Source organism: Streptomyces sp. NPDC104761 (assembly GCF_055583445.1).
On the sequence record NZ_JBVJNZ010000014.1, the window covers coordinates 118,156 to 137,014 of the forward strand.

At 73.0% G+C, this 18,859-nt stretch carries 14 protein-coding genes; 5 read left to right on the plus strand and 9 right to left on the minus strand.

All coding sequences use genetic code 11. The annotated features are described in order from the left end of the window. Positions 1-103 precede the first annotated feature (103 nt). The 4 genes from ACZ63F_RS32415 to ACZ63F_RS32430 all read right to left on the minus strand — a co-directional run bounded on the left by ACZ63F_RS32415 (position 104) and on the right by ACZ63F_RS32430 (position 4,086). Complete coding sequence (locus ACZ63F_RS32415) at positions 104-544, minus strand: DUF1153 domain-containing protein (protein ID WP_469716469.1); 441 nt, start codon at positions 542-544, stop codon at positions 104-106. 91 nt (positions 545-635) lie between these two features. Then, positions 636-1,232, minus strand: coding sequence for a hypothetical protein (locus ACZ63F_RS32420; RefSeq protein WP_469716471.1), 597 nt, complete (start codon positions 1,230-1,232; stop codon positions 636-638). A 222-nt stretch (positions 1,233-1,454) separates the two neighbouring features. Continuing rightward, positions 1,455-2,693, minus strand: coding sequence for a 4-hydroxybenzoate 3-monooxygenase (locus ACZ63F_RS32425; RefSeq protein ID WP_469716472.1), 1,239 nt, complete (start codon positions 2,691-2,693; stop codon positions 1,455-1,457). 175 nt (positions 2,694-2,868) lie between these two features. After that, positions 2,869-4,086, minus strand: a complete 1,218-nt coding sequence (locus tag ACZ63F_RS32430; RefSeq protein ID WP_469716474.1) for a cytochrome P450 — start codon at positions 4,084-4,086, stop codon at positions 2,869-2,871. 326 nt (positions 4,087-4,412) lie between these two features. Between ACZ63F_RS32430 and ACZ63F_RS32435 the strand changes: the two genes are divergently transcribed. Next, positions 4,413-4,901 carry a flavin reductase family protein gene (locus ACZ63F_RS32435; protein WP_469716476.1) on the plus strand — a complete coding sequence of 163 codons (489 nt, stop codon included), beginning with the start codon at positions 4,413-4,415 and terminating at the stop codon, positions 4,899-4,901. Between the two features lie 266 nt (positions 4,902-5,167). On the opposite strand, the gene ACZ63F_RS32440 is transcribed toward ACZ63F_RS32435, so the two are convergent. Both ACZ63F_RS32440 and ACZ63F_RS32445 read right to left on the minus strand, forming a co-directional pair. Next, a complete protein-coding gene (locus ACZ63F_RS32440; RefSeq protein WP_469716478.1) occupies positions 5,168-5,551 on the minus strand; it encodes a PRC-barrel domain containing protein in 384 nt (127 codons plus the stop codon). A 197-nt stretch (positions 5,552-5,748) separates the two neighbouring features. Beyond that, the gene (locus ACZ63F_RS32445) at positions 5,749-5,910 is read right to left on the minus strand and encodes a hydrophobic protein (RefSeq protein WP_093497091.1); all 162 of its coding nucleotides are present in this window, start codon (positions 5,908-5,910) and stop codon (positions 5,749-5,751) included. Between the two features lie 438 nt (positions 5,911-6,348). Between ACZ63F_RS32445 and tkt the strand changes: the two genes are divergently transcribed. Then, the gene (gene tkt, locus ACZ63F_RS32450) at positions 6,349-8,517 is read left to right on the plus strand and encodes a transketolase (protein WP_469716802.1); all 2,169 of its coding nucleotides are present in this window, start codon (positions 6,349-6,351) and stop codon (positions 8,515-8,517) included. A 192-nt stretch (positions 8,518-8,709) separates the two neighbouring features. Beyond that, complete coding sequence (locus ACZ63F_RS32455; protein ID WP_469716480.1) at positions 8,710-9,351, plus strand: hypothetical protein; 642 nt, start codon at positions 8,710-8,712, stop codon at positions 9,349-9,351. An 80-nt stretch (positions 9,352-9,431) separates the two neighbouring features. On the opposite strand, the gene ACZ63F_RS32460 is transcribed toward ACZ63F_RS32455, so the two are convergent. The 3 genes from ACZ63F_RS32460 to ACZ63F_RS32470 form a co-directional block, all read right to left on the minus strand. Then, positions 9,432-11,237, minus strand: coding sequence for a glycoside hydrolase family 15 protein (locus ACZ63F_RS32460; protein ID WP_469716482.1), 1,806 nt, complete (start codon positions 11,235-11,237; stop codon positions 9,432-9,434). Between the two features lie 480 nt (positions 11,238-11,717). Further along, positions 11,718-15,989, minus strand: coding sequence for an HAD-IC family P-type ATPase (locus ACZ63F_RS32465; protein ID WP_469716484.1), 4,272 nt, complete (start codon positions 15,987-15,989; stop codon positions 11,718-11,720). A 22-nt stretch (positions 15,990-16,011) separates the two neighbouring features. After that, on the minus strand, positions 16,012-16,719 hold the full coding sequence (locus ACZ63F_RS32470) for a hypothetical protein (protein WP_469716486.1): 708 nt from the start codon (positions 16,717-16,719) through the stop codon (positions 16,012-16,014). Between the two features lie 655 nt (positions 16,720-17,374). On the opposite strand from ACZ63F_RS32470, the gene ACZ63F_RS32475 reads away from it, so the two are divergent. Continuing rightward, positions 17,375-18,052 (plus strand): HhH-GDP family DNA glycosylase, encoded by a 678-nt coding sequence (locus ACZ63F_RS32475; RefSeq protein ID WP_469716489.1) that lies wholly within the window; start codon positions 17,375-17,377, stop codon positions 18,050-18,052. A gap of 167 nt (positions 18,053-18,219) precedes the next feature. Next, positions 18,220-18,747: a hypothetical protein gene (locus tag ACZ63F_RS32480; protein WP_469716492.1), complete on the plus strand. Its 528-nt coding sequence runs from the start codon at positions 18,220-18,222 to the stop codon at positions 18,745-18,747. Positions 18,748-18,859: the final 112 nt, after the last annotated feature.

An 18,859-nucleotide genomic window follows, 5' to 3' on the forward strand; every position in this document is an offset into this window, starting at 1 on the left:
TACCCCCCCCCCCCCCCCCCCCCCCCCCCCCCCCCCCCTCCTCCCCCCCCCCCCCCCCTCCCCCCCCCCCCCCCCCCCCCCCCCCCCCCGCCGCGGATTTCACTCAGGACCCGAAGAGAGAATCCAGGCCGAGCAGCGCGGTCCAGTCCCCGCCGCGGAGCTGCCTGTCCCAGGTGTCGAACTCCTTCTCGGAGATCTTGTACTTCTTGACGACGTCGGCCTTCTTCGTCTGCCCGGACTCCACGGCGAGGACGATCCGTGCCCTGTCCAGGCCGGTGAGGTCCGACTTCGGTTTGTCGGGCAGGTCGCCGAGCTCGAGGCAGCCGGGGTGGCCGGGCTTGCCGGGCTCTCCGGGCCGGCCGGGCGCACCACCCTTGCCGCCTTCTCCGCCCTGGCCGCAGTGGGACGAGGGGGCGGCCGGGGCGGTGCGGCTGGTGCCCGGGGTGATGCCCGGCGCGGCCTGGGCGGCGCATGCGGTGCCGGTGGCGAGGGCCACCGTGGCCATCGCCAGGACGAACGGGCGCTGCCAGCGGTTTCTGGACATGAGGGTTCTCCGTGTTCCTTGGTCAAGGTTGGGGCCGGTGGTGGGTGGGGGGGCGGGCCGTGCGGCCTGCGCCCCCACCGTGGCGGGACGGTCAGAAGAGGCTGCCGCCGCCGGAGCCACCGGCGCCGCCCAGGCCGCCGAAGAGGACGCCGAGGCCGCCCGCGCCGCCCTTGCCGCCGGAGCCGCCCTGGAAGATCCCGAAGCCTCCGTTGCCGCCCTTGCCTCCGTTGCCGCCCTTGAGGATGCCGTCGCCGCCGGAGCCGCCGGAGCCCGCGCTGCCGCCGAACAGGCCGGTGCCGCCGTTGCCGCCGGAGCCGCCGTTGCCCCCTATGACGCCGTCGCCGCCCCCACCACCGCCGCCCCCACCACCGCCGGACAGGATGCCGGCGCCGCCGTTGCCGCCCCTGCCTCCGTCACCGCCGGTGCCCAGGACGCTGCCGCCGCCGGAGCCGCCGGAGCCCCCGCCGCCACCGATGAGGCCGCCGCCGCCCGCACCTCCGTCGCCGCCGGCGCCGCCACCGTGGACGAAGCTCACGACAGGGGCGGCCGGCATCGGTGCGGCCATCGCGGCGGACGCCGGCAGGACGACGCCCCCGGTGATCACGGCGGCCGAGGCCGCGAGCGCCGCGAGGCCGAAGCGCCGACGCCCGGAACGGGTTGTGCTGCTGGTGCGAAAAATACGGTTCATGGGTTTTCTCCTGTCGGTACGCGGGGTTTTCTGCCGACCCCTGAAATTCCGGTGCGGATTTCCGTCCCACCGTGCTGCCTCATTTGTGTTCCGGATTTCTTTCCGGTGAGGCCCGCACTTCAAGTAGGCCCTGCGGAGGCCGCACGGTCACGTTCCGAGGGGTCGTGACTTGACCCGGTGGGACGAATCGGGTAAACGGCGCATACGGCCGCCGTGTGGCGGTCAGCGGCCGGTGGAGGCGGAGCGCTCCTGGGCCGGGTCCAGGCCGGCCATCAGCTCCGCGAAGGCCCGTACGGCCGCCGGGGAGGTGAAGAGCCTGTCGAGGCGGGCACGGGCCAGACGGTGCAGGAAGGGACCGCAGTGGGCGCTGTCGCCGGCGTCGTGGACCGTCCGGGTCAGCCAGTGGGAGAACTCCTGGTCGCTCCAGACGCGCCGCAGGCAGCGCTCGGAGTAGGTGCGCAGCGAGGTGTCGTCCCCGTCGCGGACGTGGTCGCGGACGGCGCGGGCGAAGAGGTCGGCGTCGTACAGGGCGAGGTTCATGCCCTTGCCGCCCATGGGGGACAGGATGTGGGCGGCGTCTCCGACGAGGAACAGCCGGCCGTACTGCATGGGGTCGGTCACGAGACTGCGCAGCCGGAAGGTTTCGCGGTCGGTGACCGGGCCCGCGGCCAGGCCGGGGTCGCCGAGCCGGCTGCGCAGCGCGTCCCAGACCCGGTGGTCGGGCCACGCGCCGGGGAGGTCGCCGGGCGGGCACTGGAGGTAGTAGCGGCTGCTGTGCGGCCCGCGGGGGAAGTGGGCGGCGAAGCCCTGCGCGCTGACGGCGAGCAGGGGATGGGCGGGGGGCGGGGCGTCGGCGAGGACGGTGAGCCAGCCGATGCCGTGGTCGAAGGTGTGGGCGGTGAGGTGGCCGCCGGGGACGGCGCTGCGGGTGACGCCGTGGTCACCGTCGCAGCCGGCGACGAACGCGCAGGTGATCGCGTGCGGGGTGCCGTCGGCGGAGCGGTAGCGCACAACCGGGCGCTCCCCCGTCAGGTCGTGCAGGCTGACGTCGGCCGCCCCGAAGCGCAGGTCACCGCCGTCGGCGAGGTGGGCGGCGGTGAGCCGGTGCACGAGAACCTGCTGAGGGCACAGACGCGCCCCGGGGCCCTCTCCGCCGCCGCTGTCGTCGACGAGGTGGCGCACACCGTCCACCCGGAACTCCAGGATGCCGTCGTGCGGCGGTCCGTCCAGCACCAGGTCGGCCAGGCCCCAGGACTCGAACATCCGCACGGCGCGGGCTTCCACGATGCCGGCCCGCTGCCGCTGCGCCACGTGCTCGCGGCTGCGGCTCTCCAGGACGACACAGTCCACGCCGCTCCGGCGCAGCAGAGCGGCAACGGTCAGCCCGGCCGGACCCGCGCCGACCACGACAACGGTCGTGGACTCCCGCACCTCGTCCAACTGCCGCTGCGCCTCGCCCACTTGGCACCTCCGCAGTCAGCCTAAGGCCTCTCCCGCACCTCTGGGCCGCCATGCGGCCGCCGTGGGGATGCACATCGTGCCAAGGCTCGCACGGCGTCGCAGAGCGTCCGCAGCACGCCGGCAGGTCCGTCCCGCTGTCGCCGAGGCAGAGGGGTGAGGCGGCCGTCGAGGGTCCTCAGGCCGGAACCTCCCAGCGCACGTGGAGGGCGGCCGGTTTCCGGAAGACCAGGCCGTGCGGAGAGGCCGGGCGCTGCGGGTCGAGGCGGAGTCCGGGGAGGCGTTCGAGCAGGCGTTGCAGGGCGATGCGGGTTTCCAGGCGTGCCAGGTGGGCGGCGAGGCAGTGGTGCGGGCCGTGGGCGAAGGCCAGTTGAAGGCGGGCTTCGGCGCGGCGGATGTCGAACCGGTCCGGTTCGGTGAAGACGGCCGGATCGCGGTTGGCGCCGGTCAGAGAGACGCTGACGAGGTCGCCGCGGCGGATGGCGGCCGGGCCGAGCACGGTGTCGCGGGTGGCGTAGCGGTCCACCACGGCCGCGCCGGGCTCCAGCCGCAGGGATTCCTCGACGGCTCCGTCCAGCAGGCCGGAATCGGCCTGCACCAAAGCGAGTTGGTCGGGGTTCTGCAGCAGGTGGAGCAGGGCGTTGGTGATCATCGCCTCGGTCGTCTCGATGCCGCCGAACATCAGCACCGCCGCGTTGGAGGCCACTTCGGGCACGTCCAGTTGCCCGGCGGCGGAGACGAGGAGCGAGGAGGCGTGCGGGTCGGCGACGGTTGCCTCGACGGCGGCCCGCAGCTGCGCGTAGGCGGCGGGACCCGCCGGGCCCGCCGTCAGGCCCTCGGTGATGTCCGAGACCGACCGTACGATGGCGTCATACCAGGAGAGCACCGTGTCGGTGGTCGTCCCGACCAGCCCGAGGGCGTCGGTGACGACGGCCACCGCGAGCGGTCCGGCGAAGGCGCGGCGCAGTTCGGCGGCGCCCCCGGGTTCCAGTGCGGTGATGAGGCGGTCGGTCTCCCGTTCTATGAACGCGGCGAAGTTGTCGTGCACCCTTCGCGGCCGGAAGGGGGCCGCGAAGGGCTCACGGTGGCGGGCGTGCGCGGCACCGTCCAGGGACAGCATGCTCGGACCGACGACCTGAGCGGTGGTGAAGCGGGGGTCGTCGACGGTGAAGGTGGCGGAGTCCCTCATCACGTCCAGCCCGAGGTCGCGGCGGGTGACCAGCCAGCCGTTCAGCTCGGGCAGCCATGACACCGGCTCGTGCGCGCGGAGCAGTGCCAGGCGCGGGTGCGGGTCCCGGGCGAGTTCGGCAAGCGTGGTCGCGGCGCCGAGGGGGAAGGTCTCGGCGGTGTTCATCGCGCTGTCCGGCCGGGGGAAGGGGAACGGTTCACGGGGCATCGTAATCACGGCGCCCCGCCCGTACATTCACCGGCCCTGGCGGGCGGTACGCCCACGGGGCCGAGTGGACAGCCTCGGTCGCGGCGCGGTGCAGTTTCCCGGATCCGGCACAGGGCTCCGGCGCCGGCTCCCACGTCCAGGACAGCCGCTCCCGCGGGCAACGTACACCTCGCAGCGCGCGACCCGCGCAGGTCGCCGGACGCACCCGTGGCGCGTCTCAGTCGAGGGGCGCCTTACGGGCGAACCTTGCAGGGCACACCCGGTCGGCGCGTCCACACTGGGGAACGCGTACCAGAACCGTTTTCCTCAGAAGGAAGCCGAGTGTCGTGACCGTTCTTGATCCCTTCACCGACCTGCTCGACTATCCGATGTACGTCGTGACGGCGCAGGCGGGCGAGGAAGCAGCCGGCTGCCTGGTCGGGTTCGCTTCGCAGTGCTCGATCGAGCCCGCCCGGTTCATGGTCTGGCTGTCCAGGGCCAACCGCACGTACCGGGTGGCCGAGCGTGCCGACCGTCTGGCGGTCCACCTCCTCCGCACCGACCAGCACCGACTGGCCCAGCTCTTCGGCGGCGAGACCGGTGACCGCACCGACAAGTTCACCCGGGTCCCGTGGCATCGAGGACCGGGCGGATCACTGATCCTCGACGAGGCCCCGGCCTGGTTCGTCGGCCGCGTGGAGAACCGGGTCGACGGCGGCGACCACGTCGGCTTCCTGCTCGCTCCAGAGGCAGCGGAACGTCTCGCGGGCACCCGGGCTCCCCTGCTGACGCTGCACCATACCCATGACATCACCCCAGGCCACCCGGCCGACTGAGCCGTCGGCCGAGCGGATCTGGGGGTATCGAACGCGGTCGGCCGACGGGTGCCGACGGGTGCCTGGGGACAAGCGGGGCACCGGCACGGCCGCGGTGCCCCGGTCTGCCCGGCCATCCCCCGCCGCGGCCGGAACCGGCCGGTCCCGCCGTTCGAGGGCCGGACCGGCCCGAAGGGGCAGGGGGCGGTGAACCTGTACCCCGCACACGAGAGCCCCGGGACTCGTCAAAGGGTCCCGGGGCCGTGGCGCTCAGAGTGGGCGCCGGGTCACACCTGCGGGCCGCCGAACGGGCCGCCGAACGGGGCACCGCCCGCGCCGTAGTACGTGCCCAGTTCGTCCCGGTAGCCCTGGTCGCCGAGATGCTTCTCCCGGTCGAACTCCGGGGCGTCCTTGATCTGTTGCTTGGTGAGGCCGACGAATATCTTCTTCTCGCCCGGGTCGATGCTCTCGACCGTGCTCGCCGGCAGCATGACCTCCTTGCCGAAGATCCAGACACCGGTGTCGACCACCAGGTAGGCGTCGTCGACCTCGTCGGAGTGCTTGTCGACCTTGCCGATGCTGCCGTCCGTGGCCTCGACCTTGTAGCCGGTGAGGTCGGCTCCCGCCAGACGACCCGCGGTCGGCTTGTAACTCCACACATTCTCAGTCACGCGAAAGACAACTCCTCCGGTACACGGAAGACGACAGGGATTTCCCGCCGATCCTCCTTTTCCGTACGCCATACACGGCGGATTCATCACCCGCCTCGGTTGCGAGTGCCCGCCCTCCCGGGTGGCACGCCCCCTGTTCAAGCCAGAATTCGCAGCTCTGGCCGACGCCTCGCCCGAGAAGCCTTTTCACCCGTCAACTACCAGCGGTACCAGCGGCCACTTCCGCCCTTCGGGCGTGCGACGAAACCGACGAGCCACAGAACAAGCACCACGATCGCGACCCACCAGAGAATCTTCAGCGCGAAACCCGCACCGAAGAGAAGCAGGGCCAGCAGGAGAACGAGAAGCAGGGGAACCATGGTTATCAACCTCCGAACCGCCGTATGCCCGTCAATTCCCCGGCCACGCCTGGGAGTCCGTGACGGGATCTTGTCGAGGCGTCCCCTGGAGCCTGGCGGCGCCGCGATGCGGCGACTCGAGTGCGAGTACCCGCCTCCTCGGTCCCCTCGTCGCATTCCGGTGCAGGGGCGAGCAGATCGGCGTACAGACACGCTTCGCTTCGGATGAGTCGGACGCGCTGCCAGGGGTAGCCGGGGCGTGCGTGCCGATCGGCTTTTCATATTCCACCGGGGAAGGCACACGCCCGCGTACCGCGGGAGGTGCCGGACAGACGCGAAGGTGGGCCCCGGCTCCGATCGGCCCATGAACGGCAGAAGCAACCACCGGTATGTCCGAGGAGCATGGGAATGACAAGTGAGCAGTCCGGCCGTGCGACGCTATCCGACCGGTCCGTGACGATGCCCCTGGCGGAGCGCACGGGGTGGGACGCGACGGACGTACGTGCGGTGGACACCGTCCGGGTGCTGGCGGCCGACGCGGTGCAGAAGGCCGGCAACGGCCATCCCGGCACGGCCATGAGCCTCGCCCCACTGGCGCACCTGCTGTTCCAGAACGTCATGCGGCACGACCCGGGCGACGACCAGTGGCTGGGCCGCGACCGGTTCGTGCTCTCCTGCGGGCACTCCAGCCTTACCCTCTACATCCAGCTCTACCTGACCGGCTACGGCCTGCAGCTGCCGGACCTGGAGGCGTACCGCACGTGGGGCTCGGCCACCCCTGGCCACCCCGAACACCGTCACACCCGAGGCGTCGAGATCACCACGGGCCCGCTGGGCCAGGGGCTGGCCGGCGCGGTCGGCATGGCGATGGCGGCCCGGCGCGAACGCGGTCTGCTCGACCCCGACGCCGAGCCGGGCAGCAGCCCCTTCGACCACCACGTCTACGTCGTCGCCTCCGACGGCGACATGATGGAAGGGGTCACCGGCGAGGCCGCCTCCCTCGCCGGCCACCAGGAACTGGGCAACCTCGTCGTCTTCTACGACTCCAACCACATTTCGATCGAGGACGACACCGACGTCGCCTTCAGCGAGGACGTCCCCGCCCGCTTCGCCGCCTACGGCTGGCACGTGCAGACCGTCGACTGGACGCGCACCGGCAGCTACGTCGAGGACGTCGACGCCCTGCTGGCCGCCATCCGCGCCGCACAGGACGAAGACGGCCGACCCTCACTGATCATGCTGCGCACTCTGATCGGCTGGCCCTCCCCCACCAAGCAGAACACCGGCAAGGCACACGGCTCCGCGCTCGGCGAGGACGAGGTCGCCGCGACCAAGCGGCTGCTGGGCTTCGACCCCGAGCAGCACTTCGCCGTGGAAGACGCTGTGCTCGCGCGCACCCGCGAGGCCGCGGAGCGCGGGCGGCAGGCCCACGCCGAGTGGGACGAGGCGTTCGCGGCCTGGCGGACGGCCAACCCCGACCGTGCCGCGCTGCTGGACCGCCTCCAGGCGCAGCGGCTTCCCGACGGCTGGACCGAAGCCCTGCCAGAGTTCGCCGCCGACCCCAAGGGGATGGCCACGCGTGCCGCGTCGGGCAAGGTGCTCAGCGCGCTCGCCCCGGTCCTGCCGGAGTTGTGGGGCGGCTCGGCCGATCTGGCCGGGAGCAACAACACCACCATGGACGGCGCGCCGTCCTTCGTGCCCGCCGGGCGCCAGACCAACGACTGGAAGGGCGGCCCCTACGGTCGCACTCTGCACTTCGGTGTCCGAGAGCACGCCATGGGCGCGATCCTCAACGGCATCGCCCTGCAGAGTCTGACCCGCCCCTACGGCGGCACGTTCCTGACCTTCTCGGACTACATGCGGCCTGCCGTACGCCTGGCCGCCCTGATGAAACTGCCCACCACCTACGTGTGGACCCACGACTCGATCGGCCTGGGCGAGGACGGCCCCACCCACCAGCCGGTGGAACACCTGGCCGCCCTGCGAGCCGTCCCGGGCCTGGACGTGGTCCGCCCCGCCGACGCGAACGAGACCGCCGCCTGCTGGCGCACCGTGCTCGAACACCGGGACCGTCCCGCCGCACTGGTCCTGACACGGCAGAACGTACCCGTACTGGACCGCGGCAGCGGCGCGCACGCCCCCGCCCGGAACGCGGCCCGCGGCGGCTACGTCCTCGCCGACACCGCCGGGGGCGGTACGACCCCGGATGTCATCCTTGTGGCGACCGGCTCGGAGGTGCACATCGCCCTGGCTGCCCGCACGCTGCTGGAGACCGACGGCCTCGCGGTGCGGGTCGTGTCGATGCCCTGCCGGGAATGGTTCGCCGCCCAGCCCCCCGCCTACCAGGACGAAGTCCTCCCGCCCGCCGTGCGGGCCCGGGTCAGCGTCGAGGCCGCCGTGGGCCAGGGCTGGCGGGATGTCGTCGGCGACGCCGGACGGATCGTCAGCCTGGAGCACTACGGCGCCTCCGCCGACTACGAGCGCCTGTACTCGGAGTTCGGCATCACGCCCGAGGCGGTCGCCGCGGCCGCCCGCGACAGCATCCGTGACGCCCACCGTGCCCCGCGCCCCGGCGGCCACCGCCACACCTCCGCCCCCACCAGCGGGGGCACCCTGGACCGCCCCTGAGAACTCCCACGCCGGTCCCGTGTCCGAGGGCGAACGGAGGGAGGCCCCTCCGAGGCGCACCGTGATGCGGACGAGCCGATTTCCATGCCCAGGTGAGGACGGAGCAGAGGACGGATCATGCCACGAAGCCGCGAAGAAGCCCGGTTCAGACATCCGCGGCACGAACGCCGGGGAGAGGCCCGGCTGCCAGGGGTGGCAGCGACGCTCATCGCCATCGCGCTGTACCTGTTTCTGCCGCAACGGCTCCTGATCGCCCCCCGCTACGTTCTGCCCGCCCTGGAAGGGGTCCTGCTCATACCCCTCGTGGCGATCAATCCACGACGGCTGACCCGGCAGACGCGAGCGTTCCGCGTGCTCTCGCTGACGCTGGTGGCGGTGATCGCGGCGAGCAACCTCCTCGCGCTGGGGACCCTGATCCACGACCTGGTGTCCGCCGGAGTGAAGGACGGCAGGGAACTGCTGGTGGCCTCGTTGCAGATCTGGCTCACCAACGTCATCGTCTTCGGTCTTGCCTTCTGGGAGCTGGACCGCGGCGGCCCGGTCAGCCGGACCCAAGCGCCCCGTGAGGAAATGCCGTTGGCCGACTTCCGGTTCTCACAGGACGAGAACGACGGCGCCGTCCAGGAGATCTCCGACGGCTCCAGCAAGACCTCTGACTGGGTGCCCACGCTGATGGACTACCTGTACGTGTCGGTGACCAACTCCACCGCTTTCAGCCCCACGGACACCATGCCGCTCTCCTCACGCGCCAAGTTCCTGATGAGCGTGGAGAGCGTCGCCGCCCTCCTGACGTCGCTCCTCGTGATCGCCCGCGCGGTCAGCATGCTGCGCTGACAGCCCTGGAAAGCCGTGCGGCGACGAGGCGCTTGTCTGCTCGTCCCGCCGTCTCGGCACTCCGCCGGCCGGGCAGAACCTCAGACAGCCGGGTCATGGGCGAGGGTGGCCGCGGTTTCGAGCATGAGAGCGTGGACGAAAGCCTGCGGCAGATTGCCCCGCAACTGCCGTTGGGCGATGTCGTACTCCTCGGAGTACAGGCCTGCAGCCCCGCAGGCGTCCCGGTTGCGCTCGAACCAGCGGTGAGCCTCGACCTCCTGCCCCTGCTGGTGTTCGGCCAGTGCCGTCACGAAGCCGCAGAGCAGGAAGGCGCCTTCCGCCTCCTCCAGCGGGCGGTCGCCGTGCCGGAAGCGGTAGGCGTAGTGGTCGTGGGTGAGGTTCTCCGTGTAGGCGCGGAGGGTGGCACGGGTGCGCGGGTCGTCGGGCGGGAGCAGCCCGCGTACTGGGGGAAGCAGCAGGGCGGCGTCCGGTCGGACGTCGTCCGGGGAGCGTTGCCAGTGTCCGTCAAAGTGCACCGCGCGCGCCGTGGTGTGCGCGAGAATCGCGTCGGCCAGCCCGGTCCAGTCGCCCTTACGGGCGGCGTGCGGCATCGCGTGGGTGATGCGCCGCAGTCCCGCCGCGCAGATCAGACGGCTGTGGGTCCAGGCGCGGTCACCCAGCTCCCAAAGGCCGGCGTCCGGTTCGTTCCAGCGGGCCGCGATGGCGGCCACCGCCGTCTCGGCGGCCCGGGAGGCGTCCTGGTCGAGCCGGTCGTGGCGGGCGGCAGCGGCGAACAGCAGCAATGCCTCGCCGAACACGTCGAGTTGGAACTGGCGGTTGACGTGGTTCCCGATCCGGTCGAAGCCGCCCGGATAGCCGGGCAGTTCGAGCGTGCGCTGGTCGGGGACCGGGCCGCCGTCCACCGTGTACGCCGGTTTCAGCTTCGGCCCGTCCTCGTGCAGTCGGGCGGCGACGAAGCGAACCGCCTCGTCCAGCAAAGGGTGCTGTCCGGATGCGGCCACCGCCTCACCCGCGTAGCACTGGTCGCGGATCCACGCGTAGCGGTAGTCGTAGTTGCGTCCCTCTTCGGAGCGCTCCGGCAGGCTCGTCGTGGCCGCGGCGGCCATGCCTCCGTCAGCACTGGTCATGCCCCGCAGGACGGCGTACGACCGCCGTGCGTCGCCGACGGCGACGGTGTCGTCCAGGGCGGGCACGGTGTCCGACCAGGCGCGTTCGGTCCGGGACCACTCCGCGGACGGAACCGGAAGGCGGGCGCCCGACAGCGGAGACTCACCGACTTCGAACACCAGGTCGTGCCACTGTCCGGCCTCCAGGGCCAGGTCGAGAGTGAACCGAGCGCCCGTGCGACCGGCCTCGCAGAGTACGGCGTCACCACCACCGGTCCAGCGCAGGTACAGGTCGCCGAGCCGCGCGGTCCACACACCGTCGTCGTCACGCCGCGCCTCCCGCAGGGGCTGGGTGCCGTATTCGGCGACGGGATGCAGCACCACCCGGACCCGGCCCGCTCCCTCGGTCGCCCGCACACGTCGCAGCAGCACGAGTCGGTCCCGCTCCCCCGGGAACGCCAGCGCTTCCCGGCACTCCACGATCCCGTCCTCGGTGACCCAGCGGCTGCGCCAGATCAGGGAGCCCTCCTCGTAGTGTCCGCCGGGGACGAAGCGCCCCCTGGGTGTGACGGCGTAGAGGCCGGAGCCACCGATGAGGGTGGAGAACACCGCGCCGCTGTGCCACCGGGGAGCGCACAGCCAGCAGATCTCCCCGCGCGGGCCGACCAGTGCCCCGCGCTCGCCGTCGGCGAGGAAGGCGTAGTCGTGCAACGCCTGCGGCGGGTACGCGACGTGCTCGTCCGGCTCACCCGGCTTGGGCGTCCTGGGCCTGTCCATCATGGCTTCCTTCCTGTCCGTGCCCGCTGCCGCTGCGTCTGTCCGGTCCAGTTCCTGTCCGCCGGTTCGGCGCGGAGGGTCAGGCCGTGCCCGGAGGGCCGTCGGCACCCGGTCGGATGCTGCCGCCTCCGGACCGGGGGTTCCGTCGCTGAGGAGGTCCTCGATGCGCGTGTGGTCGTGGAACTGCTGCAGAAGCCACAGGCTGGGGCTCACGGCAGCCAACGAGGGCTCCGAGCGGAGAGGCACCCGGGTACCGCGACACGGGTTCCCGGTGATCAACAGGGCTAACGTCCGGCCGGAGGTGAACGGACCGGAAGTCGAGCCGACGGTGCACGGCCGGCGCGGCGCGGACCGCACGCCTCGCAGTCAGTCGATCAGGGTGGCAGCGGGGTCCGACGTGGTGCCGGTCGCCGTGCGGGCGGCGGGCCGGCCGCTGGCTCAGTACGAAACGTAGCGGTCGCGAACTGCCTGCCGTCGGACCTCTCACGACCGCGGCATCAGGTCGGCGACGGTCCTCTCCAGGAAGGGCAGGGCGCGCTGGACCCAGACGGCCAGGGCGATCGACGCGGTCACCGCGGCCAGGGCGACCGGGCCCAATGGGGTGCAGCCGAAGAAGCGGCTGACTCCCGGTGTCTCGATGAGCGCGAGCAGAACGGCGGCCGAGCCGAGGGAGGCAAGACGAACCAACCCGCTGCCCCGGCGGTCCAGCAGGGTCTGGATGAGCTGGGTGCCGACCACCGCGGCCAGCGCCATCGTGCTGGAGCGACGCGCAGTTCCGGGCGTGGCCCGGCCGATGAGCCAGGCCATGAGCGCGCCCGCACTGGTCGTCATCGCACGGTGCCGGATCTGCCGGAGCAGCGGCGCTCCCAGCACGGCCGACGGTGCCGCGGGGCCCGGCTGCGCCTGCGTCCCCTGAGGCGTCACCGCCACCGCCATAGCCGGGAACAGGTCGGTGAGGAGGTTGACCAGCAGCATCTGGCGGGTGGACAGCGGAGCCCGGCCGGCCAGCAGCGTCCCCAGGACACCGAAGCCGATCTCGCCCGCGTTGCCGCCGATGAGGATGGCGACCGCGTCCGCGACGCTGTGCCACAGCGCCCTGCCCTCGCACACGGCGTCGATCAGTACCGTCAGGTCGTCGTCGGTGAGGACGAGGTCGGCGGCGTTGCGGGCGGCCGCGGAGCCCCGTGCGTTGATGCCCACGCCGATGTCGGCGGCTCGGATCGCCGCCGCGTCGTTCGCGCCGTCGCCGACCATGCCGACGACCCGCCCCGCGTCCCGCAGCGCCTCGACGACCTGGAGTTTCTGCTCCGGTGCCACGCGCGCCACCACCCCCGCGTCACGGAGCATCCGGGCCCTGCCCGTCCGGTCGGCGGCCGCGAGGTCGTCGCCGGTCACCACGACCGTGTCCTCGGGCCAGCCCAACTCGGCGGCGATCGAACGGGCGGTCTGCGGATGGTCGCCGGTGAGCATCACCGGGCGTACGCCCTCCTCGTACAGGCTGCGCACCAGGGCCGTGGAGGTCTCGCGCGGGGTGTCCGCGAGACCGAGCAGACCGATGAACTCCAGCCGCTCCAGGGGCTGTTCGAGGACACCCGAAGCGGTCTCGGCGTCGCCGAGGCGGTGCTCGGCGACGGCCAGGACGCGCAGTCCCCCGGCGGCCAGTGCCTGTGCCGTCTCCGAGGCGTGTGCGGGGAGGCCGGAGCATGCGGGCAGCACGGTTTCCGGCGCCCCCTTCACCACCAGCAGGAGCGGTCCGTCTCCGGGCCGGCCGACGGCGGCGGCATAGCCGCGGGCCGCCTCGAACGGAAGGGCCTCCGATTCCTCCCATGCGGGGTCGGGTCCGGCCGTGTCCAGGACCGCCGCGTCCGTGGCGTGTTCCGGCGGGCTGTCGCCGTCGCCGCCCCGGGGGCAGGCCCGGGCCGCCGCCCGCAGGATGTCCGCCGCCGCCTCGTCATGGGGCCGGTGGCTCCGCCCTTCGGTGTCGGCCACCTTCACCAGGCGCAGGGCGTTCTCGGTGAGTGTTCCGGTCTTGTCGAAACAGATGGTGTCCATCCGGCCGAGCGCCTCCAGCGCGCGGGGTGCCCGGACCAGGACCCCGCCCCGGCTGAGCCGTCGGGCGGCGGCCAGCTGGGCCACCGTCGCCACCAGCGGCAGACCCTCCGGTACGGCGGCCACGGCGACGGCCACGCCCCCGCTCACCGCCTCCCGGATCGGGGTCCCGCGCAGCAGGGCGAGGCCGGTGACCGCGGCACCGCCGCCCAGGGTCAACGGCAGTGCGTGAGCGGTGAGTTCGTGCAACCGCGCCTGCACTCCGCCGGCCGGGGGCGTGCGCGCGGCCAGATGGACGGCGCGGGCTGCCTCGGTGCGCTCACCGGTGTCGACCACGACCGCGCGGGCGTGGCCGGCCGCCACCGTCGTGCCTTCGAAGACCATGGAGTGCCGGTCGGCCACCGGTACGTGGGGGGTCGCCGCGGTGTGCTTCTCCGTCGGTACCGACTCCCCGGTCAGCGCGGACTCGTCGACCTCCAGGCCGTCCTCCGACAGCACCCGGGCATCGGCCGGCACCACGTCGTCCGTGTGCAGGTCGATGACATCGCCCGGGGCCAGGCGTGCCGCGTCCACGGTGTGCGTGTCCGGCTCATCGGGGGAGTCGGCCACCCGGGCCTGCCGCTTCTGCTCGGCGAGCAGCCCGGACACGGCCCGCTCGGCCCGCAGCCTCTGGATCGCGCCGACCAGAGCGTTCAGGTCGAGGGCGCCGACCACCAGCAGCGCGTCCACGGCCGAGCCGACGATCGCGGACGCGGCCGAGCCCACGACCAGCACCGGTGTCAGCGGGTCGTCCAGTTCGCTCCGCACGGCTGCGGCGATCCGCCGAGTCCACCGCACCGGCCCGAGCAGCGGGTTCCGGGACGGCCGGGCCTCCTGCTGCCGCTCCTCGGGCGGTTCCGTCCGCCGCTCCTGCTCCAGCCGCCGCAGGGTCTCCCGTGGGCCGAGTTCGTGCCAGTGCACCCGGGCCCTGGGGTGCGGGACCTCGGCCCTCGCCACCCGCAGGGCCGCCATGGCACCCGACAGCAGCGCGGTCGCCGCGGCGCCGTCCACCGGCGCATGCCGCAGCCCCGGCAGCGCGGCGAGTCTGCCGCGGCCGCTCCGCGACCCGCCGACGGCCACCAGCAGCCCGGAGAGCGCGGCACCGGAGCGGGCCAGGATCTGTGCGTGCCGGCCCACCCGGCGCGCGGCCGGTATCGCGGTCAGTAGCCGCCACACGTCGGGCAGTCCGTGCAGGGCGAGGGCGTCGGCGCCCCAGACGACCGCGCTGTCGGAGTCGGTGAGCGCGAGCGCGATGTCGCCGGCGAGCAGCCCGGCCAGCACCCCGTGCCCCCTGTCGGACCACAGCCGGGCCACCGTGATCACCGCGCCGGAGTCCTCGGGCAGGGAGCACACCACGTCGTCCAGCGGCCGTCGCGCGTCCACCACCTGGTCGGCGAGGCCGGTGAAGTCCTCCAGCGCCGGGTCGTCCACGAGCACGACCCGCAGTCCGGCGCGCCGGGCCGCGTCCAGCACCGGCTCCGTCCAGGGATCGGTCTCCCCGTCCTCGGTGCACACCGCACTGGGGTGCAGGACGATCGTGCCGGCCAGCTCCAGCTCCCGCAGCCGCTCCGGATCGCGGAAGAGCAGCCCCGACCGGGCCAGTACGGCGCTGAGCACCGCCTCGAAGGCGGTCGGCCCGTACCGGGCGGCCTTCGGAGAGCCCGCGAGCACCGCCTCCGCCGCCTCGGCGACGTCGTGTTTGACCAGCAGGGTGGCCGCCGCGCCGAGCACACTGCCGGCGAAGGCGTGCGTGGCGTAGTCCTGGGCGGGGGTGGTGCGCAGGGCCGGGCGCGGATGGCCGCCGTCGCCGATGCTCGGCCGGCTCGGGCGGCACAGTTCGTCGTGGAACAGCTCGAAGGCGGCCGCCCGCGCCGTCGTGTCCGCGAGCCGGCAAGCGCGCAGCGCCCCGTCGAGCAGCAGCGCGGCCGGCGTCTGGCCTGCTCCGTGCGCGGCGGCGTTCGCGCAGGTCAGCAGGAGGTCCATGGCGTCGGCGCCCAGGTGGGCGCGGAGCAGGCCGCGGAAGCGCGGGTTCTCCCGCAGCACCGTCACCACCGCGGTCACCGCGCGCGGCGTCGGGGGCAGCCGCAGGGCGTACGCGGCGACGCCGATGCCGGTACCGACCAGGTCGGCCGTGAGCGTGGCCAGCGCCGCCCGGATGCCGGCCGTGTCGGCAGGGTGCGTGACCCCGTCTACGTCGTCGTCGACCGCGACGAGACCGTGCCGGGCGGCGAGGTCGGCAGCGCGTGCCATGACCTCGTCGGCGACCGTCTCCTCGGCCGCGGCCACCACCAGACGGCCGAGCCCGTCGTCCCAGTAGGCGAACAGGACGTCCGGATGCTCGCACAGTGCCGTGGCGACATGTCCGGCGAGCCGGGGCAGGCCACCCGCGGCCCGAGCCCGCTCCCCGTCGGCCGCCCGCAGCGCGAGGTGCGCCCGGGCGCCGGACCGCCACCGCTGCTCGGACCCGAGCAGCGCGTTGCGCGCGGCCCGCGACATCCGGGTGGCCGTGTCCAGGCTCCTGACGCCGGCCCGCGCGGCCCCGGCCGCCGCCCCCGCGACCGCGCCCACCCCTGGTGCTGCGGCCCTGGCCAGCACCCGGGGTGCCGCGGACAGGGTCCGTGCGGCGACGGACGGCAAGGTCGGCAAGGTCGGCAACCCGAGCGTCATCGCGTATCAGCCCCGGCTCACGTCAGCTGGTGGGCGGTGCGCTGGTCGGGCCGGTGGGCGACGGCCCCGGCCCTTCGTCCGCGGGCGGCGCATCCGCGTCCCCGGAAGGGGTCGCCTCGTTCGCGGGAGGCGCTGTCCGGGCGCCGGGCGGTGTCAGCGGGTCGGTGGGCGGGGTGGCCGGGACGGCGGCGGGTGGCACGGGCTGTGCGGCCTGGTCAGCGTGTGCCGCGGCCTGTTCAGCCGGTGCCTGCGCCAGGCCGGTGTCGGGTGCGACCGGTTCGTCCGGCGGTGACGGCGGCCCACCGGGTTGCGTCCCAGTGCCGGCGGGTATCTCGTCCTCCCTCACGGGCCCCGGAGCAGTCGGGATCTGCTGCCCGGCCACGGCCGAGTCGCCCATGGCCACATAGGCGCCGTGTCCCGCGCCCTCCGTCTCCTCTTCGTGCAGCTCCGGGTGCGAGGTCTCCGCGCTCGGTGCGGGCCGGGACTGGGTCAGCCAGGCCACCGCCGCACCGGTCAACGCGACCGGCCACTCCACCACTCCGGCCACACCCAGCACCCCGGCTCCGGCGTACACGGCCAGCCGGCGACTTCGGGGCGACACGGCACCGATCTTGTCCAGTGTCTCCTCGGCGGCCCTGCTCATGACCCCGACACCGGGAACCCGGCGCGCCGCCGAGGCCGCGTTGCGCAGGGGCGCGGTAACGGCCGAGGACGACCTCTGCTCAGCCATGACTACTCCTCGTCAATGCAGGGATCACGTTCTCTGCCTGCTGAGTGCCCCTGAAACACACCAACCATCCCGAATTAACGGGACATTTCATGATGATTCGCGCGTACGAGGTGCTCGGCGCCGAGGAGGAAGCAGGAAGCACCATGCAGCGGCTCGTCGTTTTCACACCGGCCGGACGGGCACCCGGCAGATGACCGCGCAGTAACCGATTCGGGCGGCGTCAGCCTCACCCCTCAGCCGGGCTGAACGGGCCCGGGGGGGCGGACAGGGCGGATGCAGATCCGGCTCGTTCTGGTGCAGCCAGTGGCTGTGATGTGCCAGGAGATCACATGAAGGCGGCAGCGGAAGGGACCGTACAGGCCGGCACGCGCGGGGTGCTGATGATCTGGGTGCTGATGATCGGCCCTCTCGCCCACTTGGCACGGCCGGTCCCACCTGACGGCGCACCTTGGCCCGCCGACGGCCGACGGCTTCGAGCCGCTCCCGCTCCGCCCGCCGCTCAGCCGATCTGCTCGGCGCCCGCCACCCGGACCGGCCGGCCATGTCGCGAGCCGGCAGGTCGAGCGGAGTGTCGTCGTTCCCACACCACGGCCCGGCGAGCGTCCGACGCAATCGCGGAAGACGCTCCGACCGGGTGACAAGGAGTGATGCGATCATGCCGACCGCGACGGACCGGGCCAGGGCCAAGGCCCTGCTCACTGCCCACGGGCGGACCTACGCGGAAGAGGCCGGCGTGAAGCTGCGCGACACGCCGCAGCCGCTCTACCAATTGCTGGTTCTCGCCCACCTGCTCAGTGCGCGGATCAGGGCGTCCGTGGCCACGGACGCCGCGCGTGCCCTGTTCGACGACGGGATGCGCAACCCGAAGCGCATGAGGGAAGCCACCTGGCAGCAGCGCGTGGACGCCCTCGGCAAGGGCCACTACCGCCGCTACGACGAACGCACCGCCACCCAGCTCGGCGACGTGGCCGACCGGCTGCTGGAGCGGTACGGCGGCGACCTGCGCAGGCTCCGTCAGGCCGCCGACGGCGACGTCGGGGAGTGCAAACGCCTGCTGCGCGAGCTACCTGGCATCGGGCCTGCCGGTGCGGACATCTTCCTGCGGGAGGCACAGGGCGTCTGGCCCGAGGCCGCGCCGTACTTCGACACCAAGGCCCTCCAGGGCGCCGCCCGGCTCGGTCTCCCGAAATCCCCGGACGCCGTCGCCCGCCTGGCTCAGGAGAAGGACTACCCAGCGCTTGCGGCCGGCCTGGTGCGGGCGGCACTCGACAAGCGGGTCGCGGAGGACGTCACTGCCAGATCCCTCGAGATCGAGCCCACATCCGCGGATTAGAACGTGGTGCTGCGCGCTGGGCTCGGTCGGCCGGCACTGAACAACGCCCGTTCCGCGCGCACCGTCAGGCGGCGTCGCCCGCTGTCCGGGTACTCGTACAACGCGTACTCGTACAACGCGACCGCACGTGGGCGAAGAGAAGCAGGAAGAGAAGTAAGGGGACGAGCATGACGACACCGATGCCGGGCACCCGCCCGCAGCTCCGCAAGGTCCGCATGGACCTGCTGGGGATCTACCTCAACGACCACCTGGCAGGTTCCACGGTCGGAGCCGGACGCTCCGAGTTCATGGCCCGAACGCACCGCGACCCGCCATACGCGGAACCACTGCGGCACCTCGCGGCCGAGATCGCCGAGGACCGTGAGGCCCTGCTGCGCATCATGCGCAGCCTGGGCGTGCCACAGCGCCGCTACAAGGTCGCGGCGTCCGGCGTGGCCGAGCGGCTGGGGCGTCTCAAGAGCAACGGGCGCCTCTACAGGCGTTCACCTCTCACGCTGGTCGTTGAACTTGAATTCCTCCGGCTGGGGGTGAAGGGCAAGGAGCTCGGCTGGCGCACCCTGCGCACCCTGGCCGAGGCTGACGGCCGCCTCGAGGAGCGGGAACTCGACGGGCTGCTGGCGCGAGCCGAGCGGCAGATGAGCACGCTGGAGGAGCTGCGCGTCACAGCGGTCCGGGACGTGTTGCTCACCGGCTGACGCGGAGCGGCAAGACCGACGAGCCGGCCGTTGGGCCCCGGCAGGTGCCCGGGAGAGCGGGGCGCCCCGGGGCTCCGCCAGGGCCTGGGCCGCGGGCACGGACGGCCGCCTG